This window comes from Paenibacillus shirakamiensis, from assembly GCF_017874255.1.
Classification (GTDB): domain Bacteria; phylum Bacillota; class Bacilli; order Paenibacillales; family Paenibacillaceae; genus Fontibacillus; species Fontibacillus shirakamiensis.
Genome location: NZ_JAGGLD010000006.1, coordinates 86,137 through 110,501 on the forward strand (window position 1 = coordinate 86,137; position 24,365 = coordinate 110,501).

27 protein-coding genes are annotated in these 24,365 nt (G+C 46.8%); 20 read left to right on the forward strand and 7 right to left on the reverse strand.

The window, feature by feature from the left end:
• Positions 1-220 precede the first annotated feature (220 nt).
• The gene (locus J2Z69_RS15495) at positions 221-1,033 is read right to left on the reverse strand and encodes a histidinol-phosphatase (protein WP_209864583.1); all 813 of its coding nucleotides are present in this window, start codon (positions 1,031-1,033) and stop codon (positions 221-223) included.
• A gap of 33 nt (positions 1,034-1,066) precedes the next feature.
• Entirely contained in the window at positions 1,067-1,969 is a 903-nt protein-coding gene (locus tag J2Z69_RS15500) for a LysR family transcriptional regulator (protein ID WP_209864587.1), read from the reverse strand.
• Positions 1,970-2,192: 223 nt separating this feature from the next.
• Between J2Z69_RS15500 and J2Z69_RS15505 the strand changes: the two genes are divergently transcribed.
• The 5 genes from J2Z69_RS15505 (at position 2,193) to J2Z69_RS15525 (ending at position 7,003) form a co-directional block, all read left to right on the forward strand.
• On the forward strand, positions 2,193-2,654 hold the full coding sequence (locus J2Z69_RS15505; protein ID WP_209864590.1) for a chemotaxis protein CheX: 462 nt from the start codon (positions 2,193-2,195) through the stop codon (positions 2,652-2,654).
• Positions 2,655-2,732: 78 nt separating this feature from the next.
• The gene (locus J2Z69_RS15510; RefSeq protein WP_209864593.1) at positions 2,733-3,506 is read left to right on the forward strand and encodes an SDR family NAD(P)-dependent oxidoreductase; all 774 of its coding nucleotides are present in this window, start codon (positions 2,733-2,735) and stop codon (positions 3,504-3,506) included.
• A gap of 165 nt (positions 3,507-3,671) precedes the next feature.
• Positions 3,672-4,982: a DEAD/DEAH box helicase gene (locus tag J2Z69_RS15515; RefSeq protein ID WP_209864595.1), complete on the forward strand. Its 1,311-nt coding sequence runs from the start codon at positions 3,672-3,674 to the stop codon at positions 4,980-4,982.
• A gap of 52 nt (positions 4,983-5,034) precedes the next feature.
• On the forward strand, positions 5,035-5,781 hold the full coding sequence (locus J2Z69_RS15520) for an ABC transporter ATP-binding protein (protein ID WP_209864597.1): 747 nt from the start codon (positions 5,035-5,037) through the stop codon (positions 5,779-5,781).
• Between the two features lie 4 nt (positions 5,782-5,785).
• Complete coding sequence (locus J2Z69_RS15525; RefSeq protein WP_209864600.1) at positions 5,786-7,003, forward strand: ABC transporter permease; 1,218 nt, start codon at positions 5,786-5,788, stop codon at positions 7,001-7,003.
• A 184-nt stretch (positions 7,004-7,187) separates the two neighbouring features.
• Here J2Z69_RS15525 and J2Z69_RS19320 read toward each other — a convergent pair whose 3' ends face one another.
• From J2Z69_RS19320 to J2Z69_RS15535, 3 genes are all read right to left on the reverse strand, one after another.
• The gene (locus J2Z69_RS19320) at positions 7,188-7,319 is read right to left on the reverse strand and encodes a hypothetical protein (protein WP_281069416.1); all 132 of its coding nucleotides are present in this window, start codon (positions 7,317-7,319) and stop codon (positions 7,188-7,190) included.
• Between the two features lie 88 nt (positions 7,320-7,407).
• The gene (locus tag J2Z69_RS15530; protein ID WP_209864852.1) at positions 7,408-8,706 is read right to left on the reverse strand and encodes an aminotransferase class I/II-fold pyridoxal phosphate-dependent enzyme; all 1,299 of its coding nucleotides are present in this window, start codon (positions 8,704-8,706) and stop codon (positions 7,408-7,410) included.
• Positions 8,707-9,009: 303 nt separating this feature from the next.
• Entirely contained in the window at positions 9,010-9,627 is a 618-nt protein-coding gene (locus tag J2Z69_RS15535; protein ID WP_209864603.1) for a pyridoxamine 5'-phosphate oxidase family protein, read from the reverse strand.
• 113 nt (positions 9,628-9,740) lie between these two features.
• Between J2Z69_RS15535 and pdxR the strand changes: the two genes are divergently transcribed.
• The 3 genes from pdxR (at position 9,741) to J2Z69_RS19325 (ending at position 12,269) form a co-directional block, all read left to right on the forward strand.
• Positions 9,741-11,231: a MocR-like pyridoxine biosynthesis transcription factor PdxR gene (gene pdxR / locus J2Z69_RS15540; RefSeq protein WP_209864606.1), complete on the forward strand. Its 1,491-nt coding sequence runs from the start codon at positions 9,741-9,743 to the stop codon at positions 11,229-11,231.
• A gap of 37 nt (positions 11,232-11,268) precedes the next feature.
• On the forward strand, positions 11,269-12,054 hold the full coding sequence (locus J2Z69_RS15545; protein WP_209864609.1) for an AraC family transcriptional regulator: 786 nt from the start codon (positions 11,269-11,271) through the stop codon (positions 12,052-12,054).
• Between the two features lie 92 nt (positions 12,055-12,146).
• A complete protein-coding gene (locus J2Z69_RS19325; protein WP_281069417.1) occupies positions 12,147-12,269 on the forward strand; it encodes a hypothetical protein in 123 nt (40 codons plus the stop codon).
• A 165-nt stretch (positions 12,270-12,434) separates the two neighbouring features.
• Here the strand turns inward: J2Z69_RS19325 and asd are convergent, their stop codons facing one another.
• Together asd and J2Z69_RS15555 are read right to left on the reverse strand one after the other, a co-directional pair.
• The gene (gene asd / locus J2Z69_RS15550; RefSeq protein WP_209864612.1) at positions 12,435-13,223 is read right to left on the reverse strand and encodes an archaetidylserine decarboxylase; all 789 of its coding nucleotides are present in this window, start codon (positions 13,221-13,223) and stop codon (positions 12,435-12,437) included.
• A gap of 202 nt (positions 13,224-13,425) precedes the next feature.
• Complete coding sequence (locus J2Z69_RS15555; protein WP_209864615.1) at positions 13,426-14,508, reverse strand: YheC/YheD family endospore coat-associated protein; 1,083 nt, start codon at positions 14,506-14,508, stop codon at positions 13,426-13,428.
• Positions 14,509-14,715: 207 nt separating this feature from the next.
• Here J2Z69_RS15555 and J2Z69_RS15560 point away from each other — a divergent pair, with 207 nt between their 5' ends.
• The 12 genes from J2Z69_RS15560 (at position 14,716) to J2Z69_RS15615 (ending at position 24,282) form a co-directional block, all read left to right on the forward strand.
• Positions 14,716-15,888 carry a glycosyltransferase family 4 protein gene (locus J2Z69_RS15560; RefSeq protein ID WP_209864618.1) on the forward strand — a complete coding sequence of 391 codons (1,173 nt, stop codon included), beginning with the start codon at positions 14,716-14,718 and terminating at the stop codon, positions 15,886-15,888.
• 182 nt (positions 15,889-16,070) lie between these two features.
• The gene (locus J2Z69_RS15565; RefSeq protein WP_209864621.1) at positions 16,071-16,898 is read left to right on the forward strand and encodes a glycosyltransferase family 2 protein; all 828 of its coding nucleotides are present in this window, start codon (positions 16,071-16,073) and stop codon (positions 16,896-16,898) included.
• A gap of 81 nt (positions 16,899-16,979) precedes the next feature.
• Entirely contained in the window at positions 16,980-17,837 is an 858-nt protein-coding gene (locus J2Z69_RS15570) for a glycosyltransferase family 2 protein (protein WP_342591603.1), read from the forward strand.
• Complete coding sequence (locus J2Z69_RS15575) at positions 17,837-18,580, forward strand: glycosyltransferase family 2 protein (RefSeq protein WP_209864626.1); 744 nt, start codon at positions 17,837-17,839, stop codon at positions 18,578-18,580. The genes J2Z69_RS15570 and J2Z69_RS15575 overlap by 1 nt, the downstream gene beginning before the upstream one ends.
• Positions 18,581-18,607: 27 nt before the next feature.
• Positions 18,608-19,339 carry a sugar phosphate nucleotidyltransferase gene (locus J2Z69_RS15580; protein WP_209864629.1) on the forward strand — a complete coding sequence of 244 codons (732 nt, stop codon included), beginning with the start codon at positions 18,608-18,610 and terminating at the stop codon, positions 19,337-19,339.
• A complete protein-coding gene (gene rfbB / locus J2Z69_RS15585; protein ID WP_209864632.1) occupies positions 19,336-20,328 on the forward strand; it encodes a dTDP-glucose 4,6-dehydratase in 993 nt (330 codons plus the stop codon). The genes J2Z69_RS15580 and rfbB overlap by 4 nt, the downstream gene beginning before the upstream one ends.
• A 27-nt stretch (positions 20,329-20,355) precedes the next feature.
• Positions 20,356-21,474 (forward strand): GT-D fold domain-containing protein, encoded by a 1,119-nt coding sequence (locus J2Z69_RS15590; RefSeq protein WP_245339386.1) that lies wholly within the window; start codon positions 20,356-20,358, stop codon positions 21,472-21,474.
• Positions 21,475-21,496: 22 nt separating this feature from the next.
• Positions 21,497-22,846, forward strand: coding sequence for a glycosyltransferase family 2 protein (locus tag J2Z69_RS15595; RefSeq protein ID WP_209864635.1), 1,350 nt, complete (start codon positions 21,497-21,499; stop codon positions 22,844-22,846).
• Positions 22,847-22,962: 116 nt separating this feature from the next.
• Positions 22,963-23,250, forward strand: a complete 288-nt coding sequence (locus J2Z69_RS15600; RefSeq protein ID WP_209864637.1) for a nucleoside-diphosphate sugar epimerase — start codon at positions 22,963-22,965, stop codon at positions 23,248-23,250.
• A gap of 23 nt (positions 23,251-23,273) precedes the next feature.
• Entirely contained in the window at positions 23,274-23,615 is a 342-nt protein-coding gene (locus J2Z69_RS15605) for an alpha-helical endospore appendage domain-containing protein (protein WP_209864639.1), read from the forward strand.
• Entirely contained in the window at positions 23,612-23,917 is a 306-nt protein-coding gene (locus tag J2Z69_RS15610; protein WP_209864641.1) for a hypothetical protein, read from the forward strand. The genes J2Z69_RS15605 and J2Z69_RS15610 overlap by 4 nt, the downstream gene beginning before the upstream one ends.
• A gap of 2 nt (positions 23,918-23,919) precedes the next feature.
• Positions 23,920-24,282, forward strand: a complete 363-nt coding sequence (locus tag J2Z69_RS15615; RefSeq protein WP_209864642.1) for a hypothetical protein — start codon at positions 23,920-23,922, stop codon at positions 24,280-24,282.
• Positions 24,283-24,365 lie beyond the last annotated feature (83 nt).

The following is a 24,365-nucleotide window of genomic DNA, read 5'->3' on the forward strand; positions in this document are numbered from 1 at the left end:
GAAATATTACTGTGATTAAACCATAACAGAAACAGGTTAATATAGAGACATGACCCCCTTTTGAATATATTGAATGCTTTTGGAACCTGTAGAGCGGAAGCTCTCGGGTTCTCTTTTTTTGCATCTATAATCTTCGCATCTATAATCTTGAAAGGCTAAAGACACAAATAAAAAAATCTTGCACCATAAAGGTTACAAGACTTTTTTAGGCTAAGCGGCCTTACAAGGACACACTTATTTTTTGTTTGTTTTTGAAATATACCCATTCCTCGAAGCCTATCTCTCGTAGCTTGGCAGCTACGTCTTCCAATTCATCGCCTACACGCCAAGGCTTGTGCGCATCCGAACCGAACGTCACCTCTACCCCAAAATGATGTGCTCGCTCTAATATTTCATGGGAAGGATACCATCCTCCAGATAATTTAGTCTTGCCTGAAGTGTTGATCTCAATGGCGACTTGGCACGATGCAATCGTCTGCAAGGTCTCATCAATAGCTTCTGAAGCAGGAATGGCAGAGAATAACGGATAGTTACCTTTCATAGCATCAATATGACCAAGGATTTGGAACATGCCGCTGCGTGCAGATTCTCGAATCAGACGGTAGTATTCTTCTTTGTGTTCAATATGTTGTTGTTCATTTAATTCATTCCAACGTGTCTTATTAAAAATGCTGTTATTAAAAGTACTGTGTACGGAACCGATAATATAATCGAAGGGATAACGAGATAATGTATCTCGGTATATCTCAGCATGCTCTGGAAAAAAATCAGATTCGATCCCAAGCAGTACATCGATTTTTCCTTCGTATTCGGTTTTAAGCTTTAGCACTTCCTCTACGTAATGGGACAATTCTTGTTTGGCCATTGCGATTTTGGGAAAAGGCTGCTCCTCTTCGCTTCCGAAGTATGGCGTGTGATCACTAATGCCAATTACCTGCAAATTGGCAGCAATTCCTGCTTCGATATAGTCACGGATATTCCCATCGGCATGTCCACACCGGAAATGATGCGTGTGCAAATCAAATTTAGTCATGGGGCGGCTCCTTCCGAGTTGAGAACTCTGGTCTTATTCTGAACTGATAAAGTGAGTTTCGGGCATTCCTTTTAGATCATTCAAGAACTGCTGCATGGCTGAATTAATATATCTGCTGGATTTGTAAATGACACCGACAGGATGCGTCACTTCAAGTTCGATGATAGGTACTATTCGGAGTGTACCTAGGCGAAGCTCTCGGGTAATGGACTGTTTGGAGATAATGGCAGCACCTAGATTAATCTCGACTAATCTCTTTACTTCTTCACTGCTTGAAAGCTCCATCACCACATTGGGTTCAATCTGGTGCTGCTTGAATACACTCTCGACAAATCTGCGACCGACCGTATCAGGAGACAGTAAAATAAGAGGGACGCCTTGAAGATCCTTGAGCCCTGGATTGCGGGTCTGAGCCAAGGGGTGTAAAGGGGAGACGACCAATTCGAACGTGTCGTAATATAGTGCAGAAGCATGTATCTGCGGATTGCGTTCGATAATATACCCGATACCAATGTCTACGAGTCCATTCTCGACATTCTGGTAGATCTGGGAAGAGGCCATGGATTGAATCGTTGTCTTAATGAGTGGGAATTGATCTTGGAAGTACGACAGGATTCGTGGCAATATCTGAATGGCAATGGAAGTGGTAGTGCCTAGAACAATGTGACCTTGAGGGATATGTTCCATATCTGAAAGTTTCTGTTTGAGTTCTTCTACGATGTCGAGAATTCTCTCAGAATGTTGTAGAAAAACCTGACCCCGGTCCGTTAATGTCACCGGTTGATTTCGATCCACAAGTATGGTCTTGAACTCGTCTTCCAGACTTTTGATCTGAGCAGACACCGCAGGTTGTGTTAAATTCAAAAGTTCTCCGGCTTTACGAAAACTTTTGGTTTTGGAGATCGTAAGTAGTGTCTCCAACTGGCTTATGTTCATCGTACGCCTCCTTACAAATGACCATACGTGTCACGGATCTTAAAGACATTCTTTTCCTATAATTATAGGGGATTCCCTAGATTAGAGCAATGTGAGGAAGTTAGAGGCTATGGGGCTGATTTTTAATGATTTATTTGTAGTTATAAAGTATAATATCCATAACCAAAAGATGGGACTAAAGGTGTGGAATCTGGACTTCCTAGTGTAAAGGGGCGCATTTTACGTGAAAGCAGAAGTAATTAATCCTTTTTTAGAGTCCGCCAAACGAGTCATTGAACAGCTTATTCAAATTTCACCTTCTGCAGGAAGTCTTGGAATTAAAGATGTTGTTCATCTTGATGATCACATCTGGATTCAGGTCGGGATGACGGGACAATTAAGTGGAGTTGTAGTCTTTGGGCTGCAAGAGCAGGTGGCTCTGCGTATTGTATCGATGATGATGGGCGGATTTGTAATAGAAAAGATGGACGAGATGGGGACAAGTGCTATTTCTGAGCTCGGAAATATGATTAGCGGAAATGCAAGTACCATTTTATCTAATCAAGGATTTGTTGTAGATATCACACCACCTACGGTAATTAAGTCAGAAGAAGGCAAGCCAAGCCACTTTAGTACTAAGGCTTTGTGTATCCCTCTACAGATCGGCGAAGTGGGAGAACTGGATATTCAAGTGATGATTTCGTAAGATAGTACCTGTACGGCGGCAAAGGGAACGGGGGTTCCACGGACGATTAAGACCGCTGACAGGAAGGATGTCACACATATGTTAAAAGAAAAAGTGATTGTGGTCACAGGTGCATCCAGCGGAATCGGAGCGTTGACAGCGCAAATGCTATCAGAAAAGGGAGCCATTGTCATACTGGCTGCGCGCTCTATGGACAAGCTTGAACAAGTCTCAGCAGGGCTTACAGGCAAATTCGAGATCATGAATCTAGATGTATCTGATGATCAAAGCGTAGAAGAGACCTTTCGAACGATCCTAAGCAAATATGGACGAATTGATATTCTGCTCAACAATGCAGGCTACGGGAAATTTGAGCAGATGGAAGACATGTCGGTTCAGGAGTTTGCGGATATGATGAATGTGAACTATATGGGCATTGTGCGTTGTACCAAAGCGGTGCTTCCTTCCATGATGAAGTGGGGTTCAGGGCAAGTAGTGAATATTGCTTCATTGGCAGGTAAGATTGGCTCGGCCAAATCCACGGCCTATACAGCGACCAAGTATGCTGTAGTCGGATTCAGCAGCGCTTTGCGGCAAGAAATGAGACCGCATGGCATTACGATCTCGACCGTAAACCCAGGGCCGATTGATACACCTTTCTTCCATTTAGCCGATCCTTCAGGAGCCTATGTGAAAAATGTAAGCTGGTTCATGATGAAGCCTGACAAAGTGGCTCGTGAGATCGTCTCCGTCATAGAAAAAAAGAAGGCGGAGGTTGATCTTCCTCGGGTGGCAGGCATAGGAATTAGGCTGTATCAGCTATTTCCGCGTTTAGCCGAAGCCCTAAGTTATAATTTTATGAATAAGAAATAAACACAAACCGTTTACTCTGTTGAAGAGTGAACGGTTTTTATAATAGGTAACATCGAGCAGGAAGTCCATCTGTTTTGTGGTTTGGTTTGTTGGGAGTAGGGATTATCGCATATAATGAAAGTATACGTAAAGGTATGACTCCATTTTAACAAAGGATGATAGGATATGACGGTTCACACTTTTAACTCCCTGGGGGTAACGGATGCCTTGGTTACTCGGCTGGCGGAGTTTGGAATACAAGAGCCTTCCCCTGTACAAGCGGAGACTATTTCAGCTGTACTTGACGGCAAGGATGTCCTTGCGGAATCTCAGACAGGGACAGGCAAGACGCTAGCTTATTTATTACCGATATTACAGAGAATTCAACCAGAGCAGCGCGCTTCTCAAGTGTTAATTCTAGCGCCTACACAAGAGTTGGCGATGCAGATTTTAAGAGAGAGTCAGCGCTACGGCGAGTCGCTTAATATTGAAGCTCAAGCCTTGATAGGGGGGGCAGCTGTTGGACGCCAGATTGAGAAGCTAAGATCACATCCACAGCTACTCGTAGGAACACCAGGACGAGTGAAAGAATTAATTAAGGCTCGCAAAATTAAAATGCATACTGTAAGAACGATTGTCGTAGATGAAGTAGACCAAGTCTTCCAACTAGGTGGATCGAGAGACGTGGAAGATATCATCAAATCTGCGCTGCGTGATCGGCAATTGCTCTTTTTATCAGCAACGATTAATAGAGATATTGCAGATTTAGCCTTCCGCGAAATGAAAGAACCCGTAGAAGTGGGGATAGAGCCGGAACAACGGACATCTAAGACGCTTGAACATTTGTATTTTGTGATGGAAGAGCGGGAGAAGCCAGAATATCTGCGCCGAATTGTTCGAACGTATAATGCACAGAAGGCGATTGTGTTCGTGAATCAGACGGATGATATCGGTGAAGTGGAAGCTAAATTGAACTATGTGGGTATCAAAGCACAAGCGCTTTATGGAGATGCGGATAAGACCGTTCGTAGCTTAGTTCTCCGCCGTTTCAGAGAAGGCAGTATCCAAGTTCTGGTCGCTAGTGATGTTGCGGCACGTGGGCTGGATATAGAGGACTTAGGTTTGATTATTAGCTATGATCCAGCAACCGATTCCGATCATTATGTTCACCGTTCTGGTCGTACAGGCCGGATGGGGCGCCAAGGCATCTCCATCTCTTTGGTCACATCAAGACAAGAGTTCATTATCCGCAAGTTCTCCAGAGAGCTGGATGTTGAATTTGTTCAGCGTGCTTTATTTGGGGGCCGGATCGTCGATCCTGCAGAGGCGGAACGTTCAAAAACTAGCGCATCACGCACGCAAGTTTCATCATCGCATCGGTCCAATTCTACAACGCGTTCAGATGCACAACCCGATGACCGCAAATCGGATCGCCACCGAGATCGAAAGAACAAGGGAGCTCCAAAATGGTCGAAAGATAACCAGCCACGTTCTTGAATGAAAAGTGAGGCTTAACTATTTAGAAGATGGGAAAAGGGGGAGGAGCAACGTGGAGCAGACATCCGTGTTACAAGTTGAAGATTTAAGCGGAGGGTATAGTCTCGGCAAGCCCGTTCTTCATAACATTCAATTCGATGTACAGCCTGGTGAGATGGTAGGCTTAATCGGATTAAATGGTGCGGGAAAAAGTACAACGATGAAACATATTCTTGGCCTCATGACGCCTCACAAGGGCGAAATTCTAGTGCAGGGGAGAACACGGGATGAGGAAGCTCAAGCTTATCAGTCTTCGCTTGCTTTTGTTCCAGAGTCACCACTCTTGTATGAAGAACTTACGGTGCGGGAGCATCTGGAATTCACAGCCCGAGCTTATGGCGTGAAGCCAGAAGATTATGCTCAGCGTTCCGAACGTCTGCTCAAGTTGTTCCATATGACTGAAAAGGCGGACAGCTTATCGATGCATTTGTCCAAAGGAATGAAGCAAAAAGTCATGATTATGAGTGCCTTTGTAGCTCGTCCGCCTTTATATATCATAGATGAACCTTTTCTAGGACTAGATCCGCTAGGTATTCGCTCCTTACTAGACTTCATGCTGGAGATGAAAAGTGAGGGTGCATCGATTCTGCTAAGTTCTCATATCTTGTCTACTATAGAGAATTATTGTGATCGCTTTGTTGTGCTGCACCGCGGAGCGGTTATAGCACAAGGGACCTTAGCTGAAGTAGCTGAGCAAGCAAAACTTCCGGGCGCAGCGCTTGAAGATATCTTCTATGAACTTGTGAAGGGCGGCGTGTAGCCTAATGGATCTGAGCACCCTTCGCAGCCGGCGGAAGGCTGCCTTTTGGGGCAAGATTGCCCCTTATATTCCGTATATTATTCAGAGCGGCGTAGCTGTCTTGCTGTTCATATTATTCATTGCGTTTGCAGCGTGGTATACCTCTTTCTTAAAACATATTCCACCAGATCTACCGATTCGCTGGATTATGCTCATTCTTCTGACTCCCCTTACGGTCTATGCAAGCTTCAGAACGTATCTTCATCCAGCGGATTTAAGTTTTCTACTTCCTCAAGAATACAGGATGAAGGATTATTTTAAGCCTGCATATCGCAGTGGAGTAATCTACAAGCTTCTCGGGTTATTCATTCTTTTATTAGGCATTTGGCCCTTATACGTTCGAAGTGCAGAACATCCGAAGCCGCTATGGTTGCTTGTGCTGGTTCTAGTGGTACTGAAAGGGCTTAGTTCTTACGGAGGATGGCAGGAACTACGTATGGTGTCCTCACGAGCTAAAGCAGGATATCGAGTGCTTCGGTGGGCCTTAATTACGTTAATGCTTGCGGCTTGGTTGTCGCAATCCATTCTGAATAGTTCAATTTTTATGGTATTGGTGGGAGTGAACTATGTACTGTCGTTACGTTTTGCTGTGCAGCATAACGTGGCTTGGGAGACATTGATCGCTACAGAAAAAGCGCAATCCTCCCGAGTCATGCTAATTCTAGGCTGGTTCGTTGATGTACCCGCAGAAGGTCAGAAGATTTACCCTCGCCGCTGGTTAGGTTCCTTAGGGAACAAGGTACCCTGGGGGCAGGACAAGGCTTTTCGTTATTTGTTAATCAAGTCGTTTGTTCGAAGTGAATTATTCGGTATTCTAATTCGTCTTACCCTTCTAGCGATGCTGCTGATCTGGTGGACTGGAGGCAGTCTATGGGGAGCAGGAATTTATATCTTCTTTCTCTTTGCAGCAGGGATGCAGTTATCGGGCATCCGCCAAATGCACCGTGATTCTCCGGCAGCTGCATTCTATCCCGTACCGGAGGGTTCGCATAGTCTAACTGCACTGACCTTAGTATTTCAGGTTCAGCTGGTCTTAGCCATACTAATGTGGCTACCTATGCTAATACTTGGTTATGCTCAACTAAGTGTAACCCTGCTCAGTGTGATTGTAGGTATAGCTCTGGTGTTCATCGTTAGAGCTAGGTTTGCCCGTTCATGGCGAGAAGAAGACGAAGACGAGTGAAACATAGCAAAGACCTCCATTCATTTACCTTAAGGTGAAAAGGAGGTCTTTTTGTTGGAGAAAGTAAGCTTACTGATAGTTGAATTAGGATAAAGTGAGCTTAGTTGATGATAGTTGAATCACTTAAATAAAGAACAGCCCCTCAGGCGCTATCCTGAGGGGCTGTTCTAATGGCTATATTTAACTACAGAAGGATAGTACGGCTGATGATTACCAGCAAGATGAACAGTACCAAGATGGCACCTGTGCTAGTGAAAGCGCCATAACCTCCACCGTAACCGCCGCCACAACCTCTTTCTTCTACTACTCCGCTCATGTTCATTCCCCTTTCAACTCTTGGTTTGGATTACATCGTATCTTATGTGAGTGAGAAAGGGAGTGCTTGGGCAGATAACGCCTAAAGATTACAGTTGTTGCAAGTCTTGAACACCTTGGTAGATGAGATCAAATAACTCTTCCAAGTTCTCTTCTGCAATACAGGAGAAGGCGACTCTTAGGTCATGCTCCCCAAGCGCAATGGTTCCAACCCCGTATTGATGAATCAAATGCTGACGTAGTGCTTCTGCTGCGATGGTATTCAGTTTGAGGCACATGAAATAACCAGAGTTGAAAGGATAATATGTCCAGACATCACCATATTTGCCGCTATCCAGCAGTTCCTTTACTTTATTCGCACGTCTTTTCATAATGCCGAATTTCTCTTGTTTTTGAGCAGCAAAATCCGGGGACTTCAATGCTTGAAGCACAAAGGTCTGGGAAGGGTGTGCTCCACTGGAAATAGTAGCTCTTATAATTCCAAGGGTCTTCTGCTCCAGTGCAGACAAGATCTCTTGATTCTCATGGGCGTAAGTAATGAAGCCAACGCGGAATCCCCAGACGTATTCTTCCTTGGTAGCTCCGTCAATTTTGACTGGCAGAATACGAGGATGAAGGTTAGCTAACTTGCTGAAGAGGGATTCCTGAATGGAGTCTTCAAAAAAGAGACCAAAGTAGGCATCATCTGTAACGACAACCAAGTTAATGCCAGCTTCGGCAGCTTCATAAAGTACATCAATAATTTCTTGACCTTCTACTGAACCAGGGGTGTACCCTGTAGGGTTATTCGGGAAGTTGAGAATGACTACAGCTTTCCCTTTATCTTTTTGAGCTAGAAGGGCTTCGCGCAGACCTGCACTATTAAAGGTCATGGATTCTGTAAACAGTGGAAAATTCACTATACGGCCATGGCGACGAACGCCAAAGGTAAGCTCGTAGTTCTCCCAGTTTTTGTCTGGGTAAATGACCGCGTCATCCGGCCCAACAAAAAGATCAGCTACAATACTTAATCCGTGTGTAAGGGCATTGGTGACAACAGGATTGCCAAAGCTTTTGCCTTCAAGACCCGGGTTTTCTTGTAGCATTTTGGTACGCCATACACTACGGAGTTCAGGTTTGCCAGCTGGAGGGGCATAGGGATACAGATCCTGAGGCTTATATCCAGACAACGTATCCTGAAAAACAGATAGATGCATGGGTCCACCATTTTCTGTTGCAATCCCGATGGTAGCGTTAAATTTCTTAGCATGGGTAGAGGCTTCAGCAGACTGACTTAAAATGCCTTCTTTCGGGAAATAAATCTCCCGTCCAAGTGTAGAGAGTACCTCGTACACATTGGCATTACCGGCTTTAATCTTCTCGTTAAGTTGTTCAGCAAGTGGATTCATCGCAAGTTTCATCCTTCCAGTCGGTTTGGATTCCAAAGTATCCATTTTAACTGCCTAACATTATATCATTCTCCCTTGCCAACGTCACGGACAAAAAACTCGTTTTTACCGTATCAAAAGGAGAGTATTCTATTGCATGAGTTCCGATTTCAGGGAGTGCAGGATCTTGGGATATAAATCTTTTAATAGCAGAAAAAAGCTTTCTAATTTCATGCTAGGCAGGCTGTGTTCTAGGTGAAGAAAAAAGCCCCCTAACTATCTGTTAGGTAGGCTGATTGCATAGGATGTACTTATAATGAAAGGTCATTCTAAATGATATGGACAATACTTCAGCATATTCTCTACTGTCTCGGCATCGTGTATTTGATTGCGGTGGGTCAGTGCTTCTAGGGTAGATTTGAGCTGCTCTTGCGGTTGGTTCTGACCAAATTTGAATTTGGCTGTCAGTTGATCGGGAACGAGTCGAAAGACCGAGACGGCTTTGAGGTTCCCTGTATACCGGGGATCTGAAGCGGAAATGGGATCATATCCACCTTTTGGCTGTAATTTCTCCATGAAATGGGTTAAGGCCTCTGCTTTGTCGCAAGATTCGGTCACAGGGTAGGCTCGTCCATAGGACATGACACTTTTAAAAAAAGCGGTAGCTGGGCAAGCAAGTTCTGGATCTGAAAAATAAGAGGGAATTAGCGCGTATTCTTCGGCAACAGTAAAGCTGACCCGGTTGTCATGCTTGAGATGTTTCATCTTGTCCCCAGCTAGACTTCCGTGGAAATAAAAACAATCGCCAAAGTAGACGAAGTTAAGCGGGGTCACTCGGCTGGAACCATCAGGCGCTGTAGTTCCTAAGAAACCAAAGGTCTGACCTTTCAGAAAGGTTTCGATTTCTTGCTGCTCGGATACATCAAATTCTTTTCTTCTCATTGATATTCTCTCCATCCTTATGGTCTCTTTCTTCTAGAGTAAAGCACGCATTGACAAGAAAAAATAACCAATTTAGATTAAAATATATAGTCCAATATAGGAGGGAACTAAAAATGGAATTGGTATTGCCTTTGGCACGTTATATCGAGCAATACCGGTATAAATATTTGGCTCTCTACCACGCACTGAGAGAGGCGATCCACGCTGGAACACTTGAAGTAGGTTCTAGGCTCCCGGCTAGCCGTGAACTGGCTGAGCTCTATGGTGTTTCCCGTGGAAGTGTATCGCAGGCCTATGAGATGTTAGTAGCCGAAGGCTATCTAAAAGCGACTGTGGGTAGAGGTACGTTTGTAGCTGGACTAATGCAAGGCATGCGCGAGAAACAGTCTGGTAGCCATGCTTTTCCGCTGTCTGCATGGGGAGCGCGGATACAGGCGGACTTGGACAGCGAGCTGAGCTTAGCAGCGGGAAGTCTGGACCTTGTTGCAAAGCCGCGGATCTCGTTCGCGGATGGAGGGGCCGCGCTCGATGCCAAATCTGCGTCAGATTGGAAGAGCGCGTTGGCTTATGCTGGCCGCGCTGCGAGGGCTGGAGCAAAGGGGCGTAATACCGCTACCGCCGATGTATTCGGCGATGCGGGGCTTCGGGCCGCGATTGCGGCCCACCTGCGTCGAAGCCGCGGCATTCAGGCAGATCCGAAGGATATCTGCCTATTCAGCGGTTCGATGCAGGCCCTTGCTCTCCTGACCCAGCTTATGCTGGGGGAGGGAGAGCAAGCAGTGGTGGAAGATCCCGGGTATCCGGGGATCTTCCGGGCAGTGCGCGCCTGCGGCGGCAAGGTACTGCCCGCGGCCGTGGACGCAAGCGGCATGGTGCCGCAGGAGTGGGACGCGCGGCTCCTGTTCGTCACGCCAGGGCGGCAGTTCCCGACAGGAGCTGTGCTGTCAGCATCGCGGCGCCGAGAGCTACTAGCTTGGGCTCAGCGCAAGGAAGCAATCATCATAGAAGATGATTATGATAGTGAATTTCGCTGGGGTGGACGGCCTTTAGAACCCTTAAGAGCGTTGGACCGAGAAGGAAGAGTGGTATTTATCGGCTCATTCACCAACACGATGTTCACTTCTTTACGCATCGGCTATGCACTGGTTCCGCCGAATGTAGCGGCGATTCTTCGAAGTGCTAAGATGCTCTATGAACCCACTTCTCCGGCACTGCTGGAGCAGCGAGCACTAGCCCGGTTCATGGTTAGAGGAGACTACGATAAGCACCTTAGGCGAATGCGAAGAATCTACCATGCTCGCTATGATTATCTATGTGAGTTATTGTCCTCGGGAATAGCAGGGCAGTTGTTCGAAATCCTGCCCTCGGATACCGGTCTGCACTTGTATGCAAAGTGGAGGAGGTCTCCTAGAGAATTTGCTGATTTTCAGAGGGCTTGTGCATACCATAAGGTCGATATTCGGGATGCCGTTCGGTATCAATATAGTTCGGGTGACCCGGCAGCCTGCTTTCTATTCCCCCATTTGGACGAGAAGGAACTACGCGAAGGCGTACAGCTGATGCTGGAGTCCTGGGCGCTTGTACAACAAGGCAGAATGAAATAGTATATAGAAGAAACATACAGTTCAGGGGGGATTCATCTTGCTTCATGCTTCACCGTCCTCTTTTATCCTCAAGCCAGCCTTTGCCAAAATTGTCTGTGAACCCGGCTGGAAATGGCAAAAACGGGAGCAGGCTTTACAGAATTATGATTTATTTTACGTGTGGAGTGGGGAAGGAACGGTGACACTGAACGATCAGGCTATTGCGGTGAGTCGGGGAAGCTGTTTTCTTTTTCGTCCCGGCGATCATACTAGCGCAATACATAATCCACAGAAACCACTTGTATTAACTTATATCCATTTTGATATTGACGAGCCGGTCTATGAAGTCCCTTCTTCTTATAGATTACTTCAAGATACGCTCGATTTCGAATATATGCTCTCAAGATACGTTCGACTCTTCCTGGTGAAGGCCTATGCAGCTGAGGAGGAAGCTCGCCTAATTTTGAAGCAGCTCATGATTGCGTTACTTCGAGAAGAACGGCAGCAACCTGTAGAGAAGAAGGTTAGCAACCAGTTAACTGAAGTCATCCACGAGATAGCCAATTATGTACTTCAGCATCCAGGCCTGACGCATCGTGTAGAAGACTTAGCTGCACGTGCGGGACTGTCTTCTAGGTATTTCTCGATCAAATTCAAGGAGCTTACAGGGGCTTCCGTCCAGTCTTACATCATCAAATCTAGAATTGACCGAGCCCAACATCTACTCCTTCACGCAGGAATGAATGTAACAGAAGTCGCGGATGCTCTAGGATACCGAGACATATTTTTCTTCAGCCGACAATTCAAACAGTATACCGGCAAAAGCCCATCTGAAATTCGATAAGCTGGTGAGTTAGCTTGTTTCAGCTTATGTGCTTCTGGGTAATTTGTCTTTATATGATGTGCCAAGAATGAGAAAAGGGGAGGTGAATATAAATGAGCAGAAGACGCCGGATGCGTAGCCGTGAGAGCTTTGTACCGGGGGGTAACATTTTCAGAAATCGCCTGCGCCGTTTGCGGCCTGCAGCTGCGGTAGAACACGAAGAGTTCTGGTTCTGATAAGTGGTTCACACTCTATACTTAAGGACTTATTCATCTAAAACATAGAACATGAGATTGACACGACACTTGTGTGTATCGTTTACGTCCATGTATTCATATTGAAGAGGCTGCCATCTTTCATGGCAGCCTCTTCTTCATCTATTTCGTGAATGTAATCAGAAGCTACTTACGGTGGAACGTTCCAAGCCGGGTTCCCATCTTGACTGGGGTGCCAGAATGAAGGGTAGGTAACGGTTCAAAAGTTCCACTTTCCGTAAGCAGAACTACCGTAGAACCAAATTCGAAGTAAGCTAAATCATCCCCACGATTCCAGAAATCTTGGGTAGCATCTGCATATTTGATGCTGCTTACATTCATGGCACCTACTTTAACCACAGCTACTTCCCCAAGCTCATGGGAGATGTAAGTAATTAATCTTTCATTGCGACTGAGCACCGCTTTCATGTGAGTCATACCAAAATCATTCACAGGATACACTTTTCCCTTGAAATGCTCACTCTCCAGCTTCTTCCCCGCAACTGGGGTGTGAATACGGTGATAATCCGTAGGACTGAGGTAGAGGACGAAGAAAAACCCATTCTTATAGGTCTCCAAATGCGGGGAGTGGCCGAGCAGCTCGGCAAGAGAATAGTCTTGTCCTTTAACGTTCGGAATGAGTCCACTATCTACGCTACCCATGGCTGTAATCAGAGCATCTACGGGACTGACCAGTGCATCCGGTGAGGCATCAATATGGCGCATGCCAGGCTTGAGACGCCGGGTAAAGAATTCATTGAGTGAACGATAATCTCCAATTTCTTTCTCAGCTTCATGTACGGGAATTCCATAGGTTTTTGCGAAGGTTGGAATAACATGGCGGCTGATTCCAGAATGGGAAAAGTGACCCATTAGCTGTGAGATCCATTTCCTTGAGGAAAGTTCTGTCATCAGCTTCATCACTTTTTTTGCCATAGGGGCATCCTCCTTAACAAGCAAATAAGACAAAGCCTATATTGACACAGAAGCCTAGGTAAATCAATATATTCCTGACATCTGCCTAATTTTCCAGTTGATGATAGTTGGAATTCATCCATTTGATTAGAGCAAAAGAACGCACTACAACAACACCAAAGACTAGGCTTCATGCCCTATCTTTGGTGTATATTGTCATATGTTATTGATTGAGCAGATATCGAGCAAAAGCCATGGGTTGGCGATAGGTCGCTTTCCAAGTTCCTGACATTCCGGCTTTGTTAAAGCCGTAGCGCTGATCCCGCCCGTTACATTCAATGAAATATATATGACCTTGTGCGGTGACGCCAATATCCAGTCCAAGATCAGCTAGGAGGGGGAGATGGCTTGCAAGATAGCTTGCTATAGCTAGCGATAAGTGCTCGACTTCAGCAAGGACACTCATCGCTTGCAAGGAAGGCATAACTTCTGATAACTGGCTGTAGGCCGAGCTAGCGCTACCTCCTCCGGCTAGATTGGAAATAAAGATTCCAGCCGCTGATCGTTTGGCGAACATGCCGGTTACGGCCCATTCGGCTTGTATTCCACGCTGTACAGTTACCCGAAGGTCAAAGGATCGTCCATCATATTCAGCGAGTGGAATCCTTTCTTGTACAAGATAAGGGGTAAGAGAAAGACGGTGCTTGACGGCGGGAGGGAATTCCTCCCCGCGTAACCTGGTGGTCAGCCAGTTCCCTGGCTTTAAGGAGGAGACATAGGTGATTTTCCATCCAGCATGGGATTTTTGGAGTCGCATTACCCCTCGGCCTACACTCCCCCTGCAGGGTTTGAGTATAAGATCATCATAATTCTCCATGAACCTTCGTAGGGTAGAAGGTGTGATGATTGCCGTGTCTGGTAGATAATGGCTTATGAAAGGATTGGCTCTTAAATAGCGGTGCATCTCATCTTTGCCATAGCGGTTGTTCACATTGAATATGGATGATCCCTGCTGGATCAGTGCCTGTATTTTACGATGAGCTGAAGCATCCTCATAAATAGCACGATTGTGGATGACTTCAGGAATCGGGACGATAACGCGTTTGAACTCATATTTGTTGTAAATATATGCCGCTGTCGTACCGGAATGTAGATCGATATCATTCACTCTCAGGTAACAAGGGAGCAAGCCGAATTCAGCGGCAGCTTCTTCATAATTTGAGATCGATTCTTGGCCTGTTTTTCGGCGCGGTATACCTCGGTGCATTCTTGCATTAAGCAGAATACCGACATGTTTTAACCCCATGTGCAGGTCCTCCTCTTCTGTCTTCGCTCGGGCATCCCTCGTTATGCACCTTGCTCATAGTCTATGTGTCAAATGACTAAAGGCGTGGACGACTGTGCCATGGCACTAGCCTGTTTCAAAACTTTTCTAGGCTTTTCCGGTAAAGGAAGTCACATTTGCCCGTCCTTGGCAATATATAAATAGGATAGAACTGAGGGAGGGCTTGCCTTGTCTGTCCAGCATAAAGTAGCTGTTATTACACCGGGGGTATTCGTCATTCCTTCCGGACGGAGTAGCTCCGTTGAACGCGTTATCGAGAAAATCGTACCTCTTATGGCTGCCGAACTGGACCTTAGGGTATTCGGTCGCTCTGCCGGCCAATTTCCTGCGAAGGGTTACCTAGGTTCGGTGCCCTGTTGCCGGATTGCAGGCGGCAGTTCTTATCTTCCGGGAATTCTAAGGCACCTTAGGAACTGGATGCCGGACACGGCGGATGTGCACAATCGTCCAGCTCTTGCCTATGGACTGAAAAGACAACTTCCTCAGCTTCATGTCCAGTTAAGTCTGCATTCGACTACATTTATTAGTCCTGCCTGTTTTCCAGCCAGCAAAGCCCTTCCGATGCTCCAAGCGATGGACGGTCTGATCGTAAATAGTAACTATCTCAGGGATGAAGTGCAGATGCGCTTCCCTCAGCTTCGCACACCGATTGCAGTGAACCCACTGGGTGTGAGCTTAGAGGATTTCATCCCTCGCTGGACCCCAGCGGGAGAGGCTGTACGTAAAGCTAGACTGGCTGATTATGGATGGCAAGATCGAAAAATTATTTTATTCGTAGGGCGCTTGATTCCTAGTAAAGGGGTACATCGTATTCTGGAAGCCTTGCCAGCCTTAATTGAGCGGGAGAAAGATGCACTTATAGTGATGGTAGGTAGTGCTTTTTATGGTGTGAATAAAGAGACTGCCTATGTCCACAAACTCAGGCAGATGGCGGATACTTATCCGAATCACACGGTATTCCTCCCTTATATTCCTTATCCTCAGATTGCCGATATGTATAATCTAGCGGATGTAGTCGTCGTTCCATCTATGGACGATGAAGCCTTTGGGTTAGTCAACCTCGAAGCTATGGCTTCAGGCATACCCGTAGTAGCTTCAAGGGTAGGGGGAATCCCGGAGATTGTGAAGGACGGGGAGACGGGACTTCTCCTTCCAGGAAGTAGCGATGCTCAGGTATGGGCAGATAGCCTAGCGCTTCTTCTGAGTCATGAAGATCTATGCCGAAGTATGGGTCTACGGGGGCGCGAACTAGCCCGGAGTCAGTTCCGCTGGCAACATACCGCACAGCGCTGGGCCGATGTAATCAGGGACACACGAACGCCAGAACTTTCGTTACTTTAGTGTATCGCTCGCTCATCTACATTCAAAAAGGCGGATCGTTACGACGAGACGCCTTTTTTGTGTTACGCATCGAATTTTTGGTATGACTGTGCCGACTGTACGTTTGCCGTTACCCTTACTTTCAAACTACATACAATGGTGTATATTCTACAGATTCTACAGAAATCAGGAGGTGAATGACCATGGGTACTCGGCGTACTCCGGCTCCTAGACGCTCGCGCCCGAGAACAGCCCGGGTTAAAAAGCCTGATCCATGGCAGATTCAGCAGCATCCTAATCCCGAAGTGTCGATTATCATCCCAGCGATGAATGAGCGCTCTACAATTGTGGATGTCTTGTGGGAAGCGAACCAAGTAGACCCCAAAAGCGAAATTATCGTTGTGGTAAATGGTTCTACCGACGGTACAGATGGATTAGCCCAGCTCCATGGAGCCAAGCTGCTCAGGTATCCCTATGCACTAGGTCATGATGTAGGCCGCCGTGTAGGAGCGGAGACCGCAAGAGGGAATATTCTACTCTTTTTGGATGCGGATATGCGAGTTCCAGCTAAAGACCTGAGGCATTTTGTTGAAGCCATTAGACAGGGTACGGATGTGGCATTAAATGATTATTCTGGACCTGTGCATCGTCTTGTCGCTCATCCTGTAGTTCTTGCCAAACATACTTTGAATTTGATGTTGCAAAGACCAGACTTGGAAGGCGCTTCGATGACAGCTGTTCCTCATGCCTTAAGTAGAAATGCCTTGTATCAAATTGGAATGGCTTCGCTTGAAATTCCGCCCCTTGCTCAGGCAATAGCAATTACGAGAGGCATGAATGTTCGGCGTGTACATCAAGTATCTGCCGGGAAACTAAATGCTTCCCGGCCTAAAATCCAAGGCACAGACCCCCTTAGTTCACTGGTCATTGGCGACCATCTGGAGGCAGTTCATTGGTTAGTACAACATTTGGGACCTCGCGGGGGACAACCGGACTTAGGAAGACAGCGGGATCGAGTGAGGGGGACATAGAAGATGGTCCGTAGGCGAAAACGACATAATCGAGCAGGAATCAAGGCCCGAAACCCGCGTTCTTCACACACAATAAAGCCTGTGAAGAAGCGGCGACGTCCCGCTGCCCCTCGTCCCTCAGCTCCCGCTAGAGGACGAATGGTTCAAGAGCGTACACGCCGGCTACAAAGGGAAGAATCGCTTACCCGCGCTATCCAAGGCACAGTCTCGGCGATTGTTATTGCCTGTGATGAGGAGGATACTTTGCTCCAAGTACTTCAGCAGTTAAGCAGGCTTCCTTTATTGGAGACGATTGTGATCTTGAATGGATGTACGGATCGCAGCTTCGCTATCGTACAGGAGATGGAGGACATCACGCTGTTACACTATCCAGAACGACTAGGTCACGATGTGGGCAGATCTATCGGCGCAAGTATCGCTTCTGGGGACATTCTCTTGTTCGTGGATGGAGATGTACCGGTTCCAGCGGAGGAGTTAGCGCCTTTCCTTATCGCGATAGATCAGGGTCTAGATGTGGCACTGAATGATATTTCCCCATGGCTTCCAACATTTGATCGGCAAGATGGCGTAACGCGACTCAAATCTTTTCTCAACGTGGCTATGGGTCATCCGAAATTGAGGAGTAATTCCTTAACTGCTGTTCCTCATGCTCTATCACGTAAAGCAATTCAGACTCTAGGTTGTGAGTGTCTGAGTGTCCCTCCTAAAGCTCAGGCCTTGGCGCTATTTCATGGTTTACGAGTAGGCGCACAGAGTTCTGCTGATGTCATCACTCGCAATCGCTTGCGAACGGGGAATACAGGCATAGGGAATTCACTTGCGGCTCTAATCCTAGGAGATCATTTGGAAGCTTTTGACGAAGTCATGACACAAGGGAATGCTCGTCTAGGTCAGACGAAGATGGTACGTGCGGATCTTGCGGCAATGAGGAATGCCTGATGAATACACTTACGAGTATTATCATTCCTACCTTTAATGGGCTTCATCTTCTAACTTCCTGTGTTGCTTCCATTCGAAAACATACATTTACACCTATTGAAATTATTATAGTGGATAACGGTTCTACGGATGGAACGGCAGAGTATTGTGTGCATGAAGGCTTAATTCTTGTCTCTCTTCCTACCAACATCGGCTTTCCGAGTGCCTGTAATCGTGGATTGAAGCTTGCCTCGGGGGATCAAATTATGCTGCTTAACAATGACTGTCTCGCTTCCCCAAGATGGTTATCTAATCTTCTGACTGCCTTATACAGCGCGCCAGAAATTGGAATGGTAGGTCCCGTAACGAATTATGCTAGCGGAAAACAACAGGTGCCTATCAGCTACCGCTCCTCAGCAGAATTTGAACAATTCGCCTCTCTGTATAATCAGCCCGATGCTTCGAAATGGATGGAAACCCGGCGTATTGTAGGTCTCTGTCTGCTTATGAAGCGAAGCACAAGGATAGCCATTGGGCTGCTGGATGAACGGTTCTCTCCCGGACATTTTGAAGATGATGATTATTGCTACCGGGCGGCGTTACAAGGCTACAAGATGCTCATCTGCGGAGATACATTCATTCATCATGAGGGAAGTGCAAGCTTCAAGGCCGGGCATCCCGAGGGGTGGTCTGACATTGTAAATCAAGGACGGCAACGGTTTATAGACAAGTGGGGTGTCGATCCTCATCAATTTATTCACTAGACTATGGCTATAGAAGGAGGAACAAGGATGAAAGGTGTGATATTGGCCGGAGGCACGGGAACTCGTCTACAGCCGCTGACCCGACTAATTAATAAGCATCTGCTTCAGGTTGGCAAACACCCTATGATCAGTTATGCGATAGAGCGACTGAGGCAGGCCGGTATTACAGACGTGATGATTGTCATAAGCAAGCAGTCTGCGGGACTCTATACAGAGTATTTAGGTAGCGGTGAGGATCACGGTGTGCAGATTACCTACAAAATTCAGGAAGCAGCAGGCGGCATTGCGGAAGCTTTGCAATTGACGCGAAGTTATATCTCACCCGGCGAGAAATTCGTTGTCTTACTTGGAGATAACCTGTTCCAAGAAGATTTGTCCCCATACGTGAAGTCCTACGAGAAGCAGGATCCAGGGAGCGCAAGAATTTTACTGAAACCTGTAGATGATCCTCACCGTTACGGTGTGCCTGTATTTGATAATCAGGACCCCAAACTCATCTCCCATATTGAAGAAAAGCCGGCAGATCCGAAATCAGGTTATTGTGTCACGGGTATTTATATGTATGATGATGAGGTCTTCAAATATATAGGAGAAGTTACGCGTTCAGCTCGGGGGGAAATGGAAATTACAGATGTGAACAATCGCTATGCTCGCCAAGGGAAATTGGAATATGATGTTCTTCAAGGTTGGTGGGGGGATGCAGGAACATTCGAATCTCTTGAAGAAGCCAATACGATGATGAGGGGGATGATACCATGATTCGGTTACTCGTTACTGGTGGGCTCGGGTTCATAGGTAGTCATTTCATAGAATATATGCTTGGTAAATACCCTTCAATTCATTTTGTGAACTTAGATGCAGCAACGTACGCAGGAAATCCAGATAATGCCATAGCTTTCAAGGATCATCCGCATTATCGCTGGGTTCGAGGAGACATTACCAATCCGGCCGATATTGCAAAAGCATTTACCGAAGAGATTGATGCCGTGATACATTTTGCAGCGGAATCTCATGTAGACCGGAGTATTGCAACTCCGGATATTTTTGCGAGGACGAATGTGCTGGGCACGCTGAATCTCTTAGAAGCCTCGAAGCACCATGGTGTGAAGAAATTTGTGCATGTCTCTACCGATGAAGTCTATGGTTCACTCGGGGACACAGGATACTTCACCGAGGAGACACCGCTTGCGCCGAATAGTCCATATGCAGCGAGTAAAGCAGGCTCAGATCTAATAGCACGTTCTTATTATCAAACCTATGATTTCCCAGTATTAATTACCCGTTGTTCGAACAATTATGGACCTCGGCAATTCCCTGAGAAGTTGATACCGACAGCGATTTCCCGGGCTCTTCAGGACCAACCTATTCCAATCTACGGAGATGGACAAAACATTCGAGATTGGCTTCACGTAGAGGATCACTGCCGAGCTATAGATTTGGTTCTGCGCAAGGGTAATCCTGGCGAAGTATACAACGTGGGTGGACATAACGAACTAAGCAATCTAAGTATCGCTACACAAATTCTAAATGCACTGGGTAAACCTCAGACGTTGCTTGAATATGTCCCTGACCGTCTGGGTCATGATGTTCGTTATGCTATTGACCCGGCCAAAATTAGTAGCGAACTCGGTTGGCGTCCGGAGATCGGTTTGCACGAAGGATTACGAAGCACAATTACATGGTATGTAGAATCTCAAGAATGGCTGCGCCGTATTCAAAGTGGAGCGTATCATCAAGGCCTAGACTGATGTATCTGGAAGAAAGGAATCCTGCTCATGCGAGGGAGACCCAGAAAGAAACTGCGAAAAATCAGACCATCCTCACGTATCAAACGTACTAGACAGCACGTGTCACGAGGGAGCTATGCTCAAAGGGACAATACTCAAGGGAACAATACTCAGGGGAACAATACCAAAGGTAGAAAGCGCAAAAAAGCCTGCGGACAGCCCAGACACAGAGTGAGCCTTGAACCCACATCCTCTACTTCAGAAGAAACGAATCTTTTGCTTGTAGAAGAAGAAGCCTCTCTAATGGAAGTACCCCCTATGGTGGCCTTGCCGCCTGAGCAGTCTTATGAGGCAGGTTACAAGCGAGGATACTATGAAGGTGGAGAAGCTAAGGCAGGTCAACAAATTCCTCCTTATTATATCCTTCCGGGTGTGCCCTTGGAGGATCTAATTGAAGCGGGTATACGCTATTATGCAGGGGCGCTTCTTCCCCTCCTTCCTGCCAGTCATGTTCATACCGTTCTTATGCGGGCCATGAATGAACATATACCGGTGTCCTTAGTTCGTCTCGGCGATGGAGAATTGCTTACGCTTGCGCATGGCACAGTGATTTCTACGGAAGAGGCTATAGAACGAGGACCCTTCCTTACGTATGCAGGAGTAGACTTACCCGATGAAGAGGTGCGAGACCAGCTGGCTGCTTCGATGCAGAAAGCCACGATGATGGGTATCCCGGAATCTCGGCATGCTAATTTTCAAGGACTATTATTTCCGGTTCTTCATTATTATGGGCTGGATGTCCGCAAGCTTACCGTCACTTCTTCGACAGTCAACTATACCTTAAATGATCAAGGATTGTGGTTGTCCCTTCTTAGAGGACGAAATATTGTGGTTATTGGGAACAAGGCCGCAGAACTCAGCACTGTATTAAGCAGCTATGGATTGCAGGTTATGGGTAGGGTGGATGCAGTGCATGGCGCAAGGGATATTGACCGCGTTCTTCAAGAGATTCAATCGATACCAGGTCAACTGGATATCGCCTTGGTCGCCGCCGGTATTGCGGCTGTTATACTATGTCCCCGTATTACAGAGGAGCTTGGAATCACAGCTGTGGATTTCGGGCATCTGGCGAATAAGCTAGAGAGCGGAGAGATGATTCTCAAGTGATTTTGACAATGAGGTGAAGCCTTTGCCTATCGGGCGATCAAGAGTAAGGAAACCTCTCCCACGGGAAGAGGCGATAGACAGGTACAAGAACGGGTATCAGGCAGGATATGAACAAGGGAAAATTATGGGGCTTGCCGATTACACCCAGCCTTTTGAGGGCACAAGCATTATCATTCCTACCTACAATGGGGAACAGCTTTTACTTGAATGTCTAGATAGTATTCAGGCGTATACGTCTCTTCCCTATGAGATCATCGTCGTAGATAATGCTTCAACAGATGGGACAGTGAGTGCTCTTCAAAAGCGTGGGGGCGGCATTCGGATTGGAAGGCATGCAGAGAATCTGGGGTTCGCTCGAGCTGTGAACACCGGACTTATGATGGCAAAAGGAAGTCAGGTCCTGCTTCTGAACAATGATACGCTGGTTACCGAACATTGGCTGGATCACATGTTGATTTGCCTGTATAGTGAACCGGACATAGGTGCGGTCGGCCCGGTCACTAACTATATTGGGGGAGAGCAACAAATCCCGGTCCCTTATCAAGTAATAGATGAGATGTGGGACTTCGCAAAGCTGTACAACAGCCAAAGTGACCCTGCTCGCTGGGTCAAGACGAATCGACTGGCCGGTTTCTGTCTCCTTCTAAAACGGAGCATTTGGGAGCACACGGGATACTTGGATGAAGGCTACCGCATTGGCAATTATGAAGATGATGACTACATGCTTAGGCTGAGATTTCAAGGACTGAAGCTAATTATCGCAAAGGATGTATTCATTCATCATGTAGGTAGTGCCACCATGAGAACACTCGGTAGCGAAGGATATGAGCAAGTAAATGGGCGCAATGAGCATTTTTTTCAGCAAAAATGGGGGAATGTGCATGCGACTTTATCGGAAATGCAAGAAGGCGGGGCGCTACAGCATCGAACGCTGCGAGCATTCAATCCCACGCATCTAGTCGTCAAGGATATGAAAGATCGGTACTATTGGTTGGAGCGTGGAACAAAGTATCCTTTACAGGATCCTCTAAGTGCAGCGCTGCATTTCAAAGATGTCCCTCTCTTATCTATGGTAGATCTGCGGGGGTTGTCCATAGGAGATTCTCTACAGGTGGAGGATGTCCTCTCTCGGCAATGGTTATTGTATCAAGGAGATCTGGATGCACCGACAGAGGGTGCCTTATACCGAAATGATGCTGGACAATATGTTCAAATCTCGGGGGGAGCCTGTCGGCCATTTTTGACTACTTATGCGTTGAATTCTTGGCATTTGGAACCGTTCATTCGGCTGGATCAGCCAGCGTTCCTTAAGGAGCTTCCACCTGGGCTTGTAATCCTTGCAGCTCCTGTACTTGGTGCAGCAGATCTGTAGAGCACAGGATTTTAGAAGGGCTGCTGGAACCGAGTTCTCCGCTCTAGCATATGTTAATTCTAGGCAGACCAGGCCGGGCAGGCCCCCCCAGCCCATGAGGTAAGGAGGAATTAGGCATGGAGCAACAGCTTACCAACTTAATTGAACACATGGCTCATTCCCATCAGCAGATGGCCCGGGTCATGGATGCAGAACGTGAAGTTACAGTACGTATGGCACAAATCGTTCATGATCTTCCAGATACCGAACCGGAATTCGATGGCATCGACGGACTGATGGAGAATGCGGGCAAGGTCAATAAAAGTGTGATCTCTTATTTGAACGCAATGGCTGATCTTCAAGAGGCTTTGGCCGAGAATTTAGGTCTGATCCTAAAAGAAATGAGAGTTCCCGATGAGGAATAGCTGGTGGAATTGGAGAGGATGTCATGAGTAGGGAACAAGCTTTTGTCAAAATGCTGGAAGCTTCTGCGAAAATTCAGTGGAGTGTATCACTCATGCTGGAGGCCAAAGCGGTCGAAGCTGAAAAAGTTCGCAACTGGACCTTGAATCATCTCCATGGACACAGTTTTGATGAACAGGAGAAGCAGCTCTCGGAGCCTCTAGGTGTTCATGAACAGATTATTGAGGTCATCGAAGGAATCACCAAGTTGCAGACAGGGTTAAGCAGCAATCTAAAAGCCGTATTGGTCACCGAGTCAGATGAGGATGGCGGCGGGGCTGGCATGTTCGGGGATGGTGGATTTGATCTAGGGGATATAGGTAAATGAACCGGGTCTGCCTATCCGAACAAGAAGTGAAGCTGGAACTCATTCTCTCTATCGCCAAAAGTCAGACGGCGCTTGCCCGAATTTTGGATAGCTTGGCAGATGTTACAGATCATGCAGACATCTCGGCCAAACAGATGGAAGAGCATATTCGTCTGTTGACCGATTATCAGTGTGCGATGGCAGAGTCCTTAACGGGCATTCGTCTTCATCGTAAATATTATGGAACTCCTACATTACCGTGGATCAACGAAGCTCTATATCAGGCAGCATATGCAGCGCGGGGAGTACAGGGGGAAGAATAAGTATGTTGAAGAAGAGAAAGCGTGTGGGCCTAAAGAAAGGGACTGGCAGACCGAAGGTCGCGAAGAAGAGTAAAATCCGCTCTGGGACACTTCGGAACGGGAAGCGGACCACGAAAAAACGGGCCGTCTCGAAAAGATTGAAATCTCGCCACACAGCTCGAAAAGTGAAAAAAACAGTAGCCAAGCGAAGACTTCGCCGCAACGTAAGCATACCTCCCGAGTCTTTTATTGCCCCGCCCGAAGTAGACGATGCGGGTGCCGTCTATCAACAGGGTTATAGTGAAACCTACCAAGAAGGTTTTAATGCTGGATTTGCGCAGGGATTCGAGGATGGGCATAAATTAGCGTACACTGAACCTTCGTAAGCTTAAGCTCTTAAGGACTACAGCATTAAGGGATATAGGGTAAAGCCCGCCACAGACCAACTTTTGTTGCATGGAAATGCAGG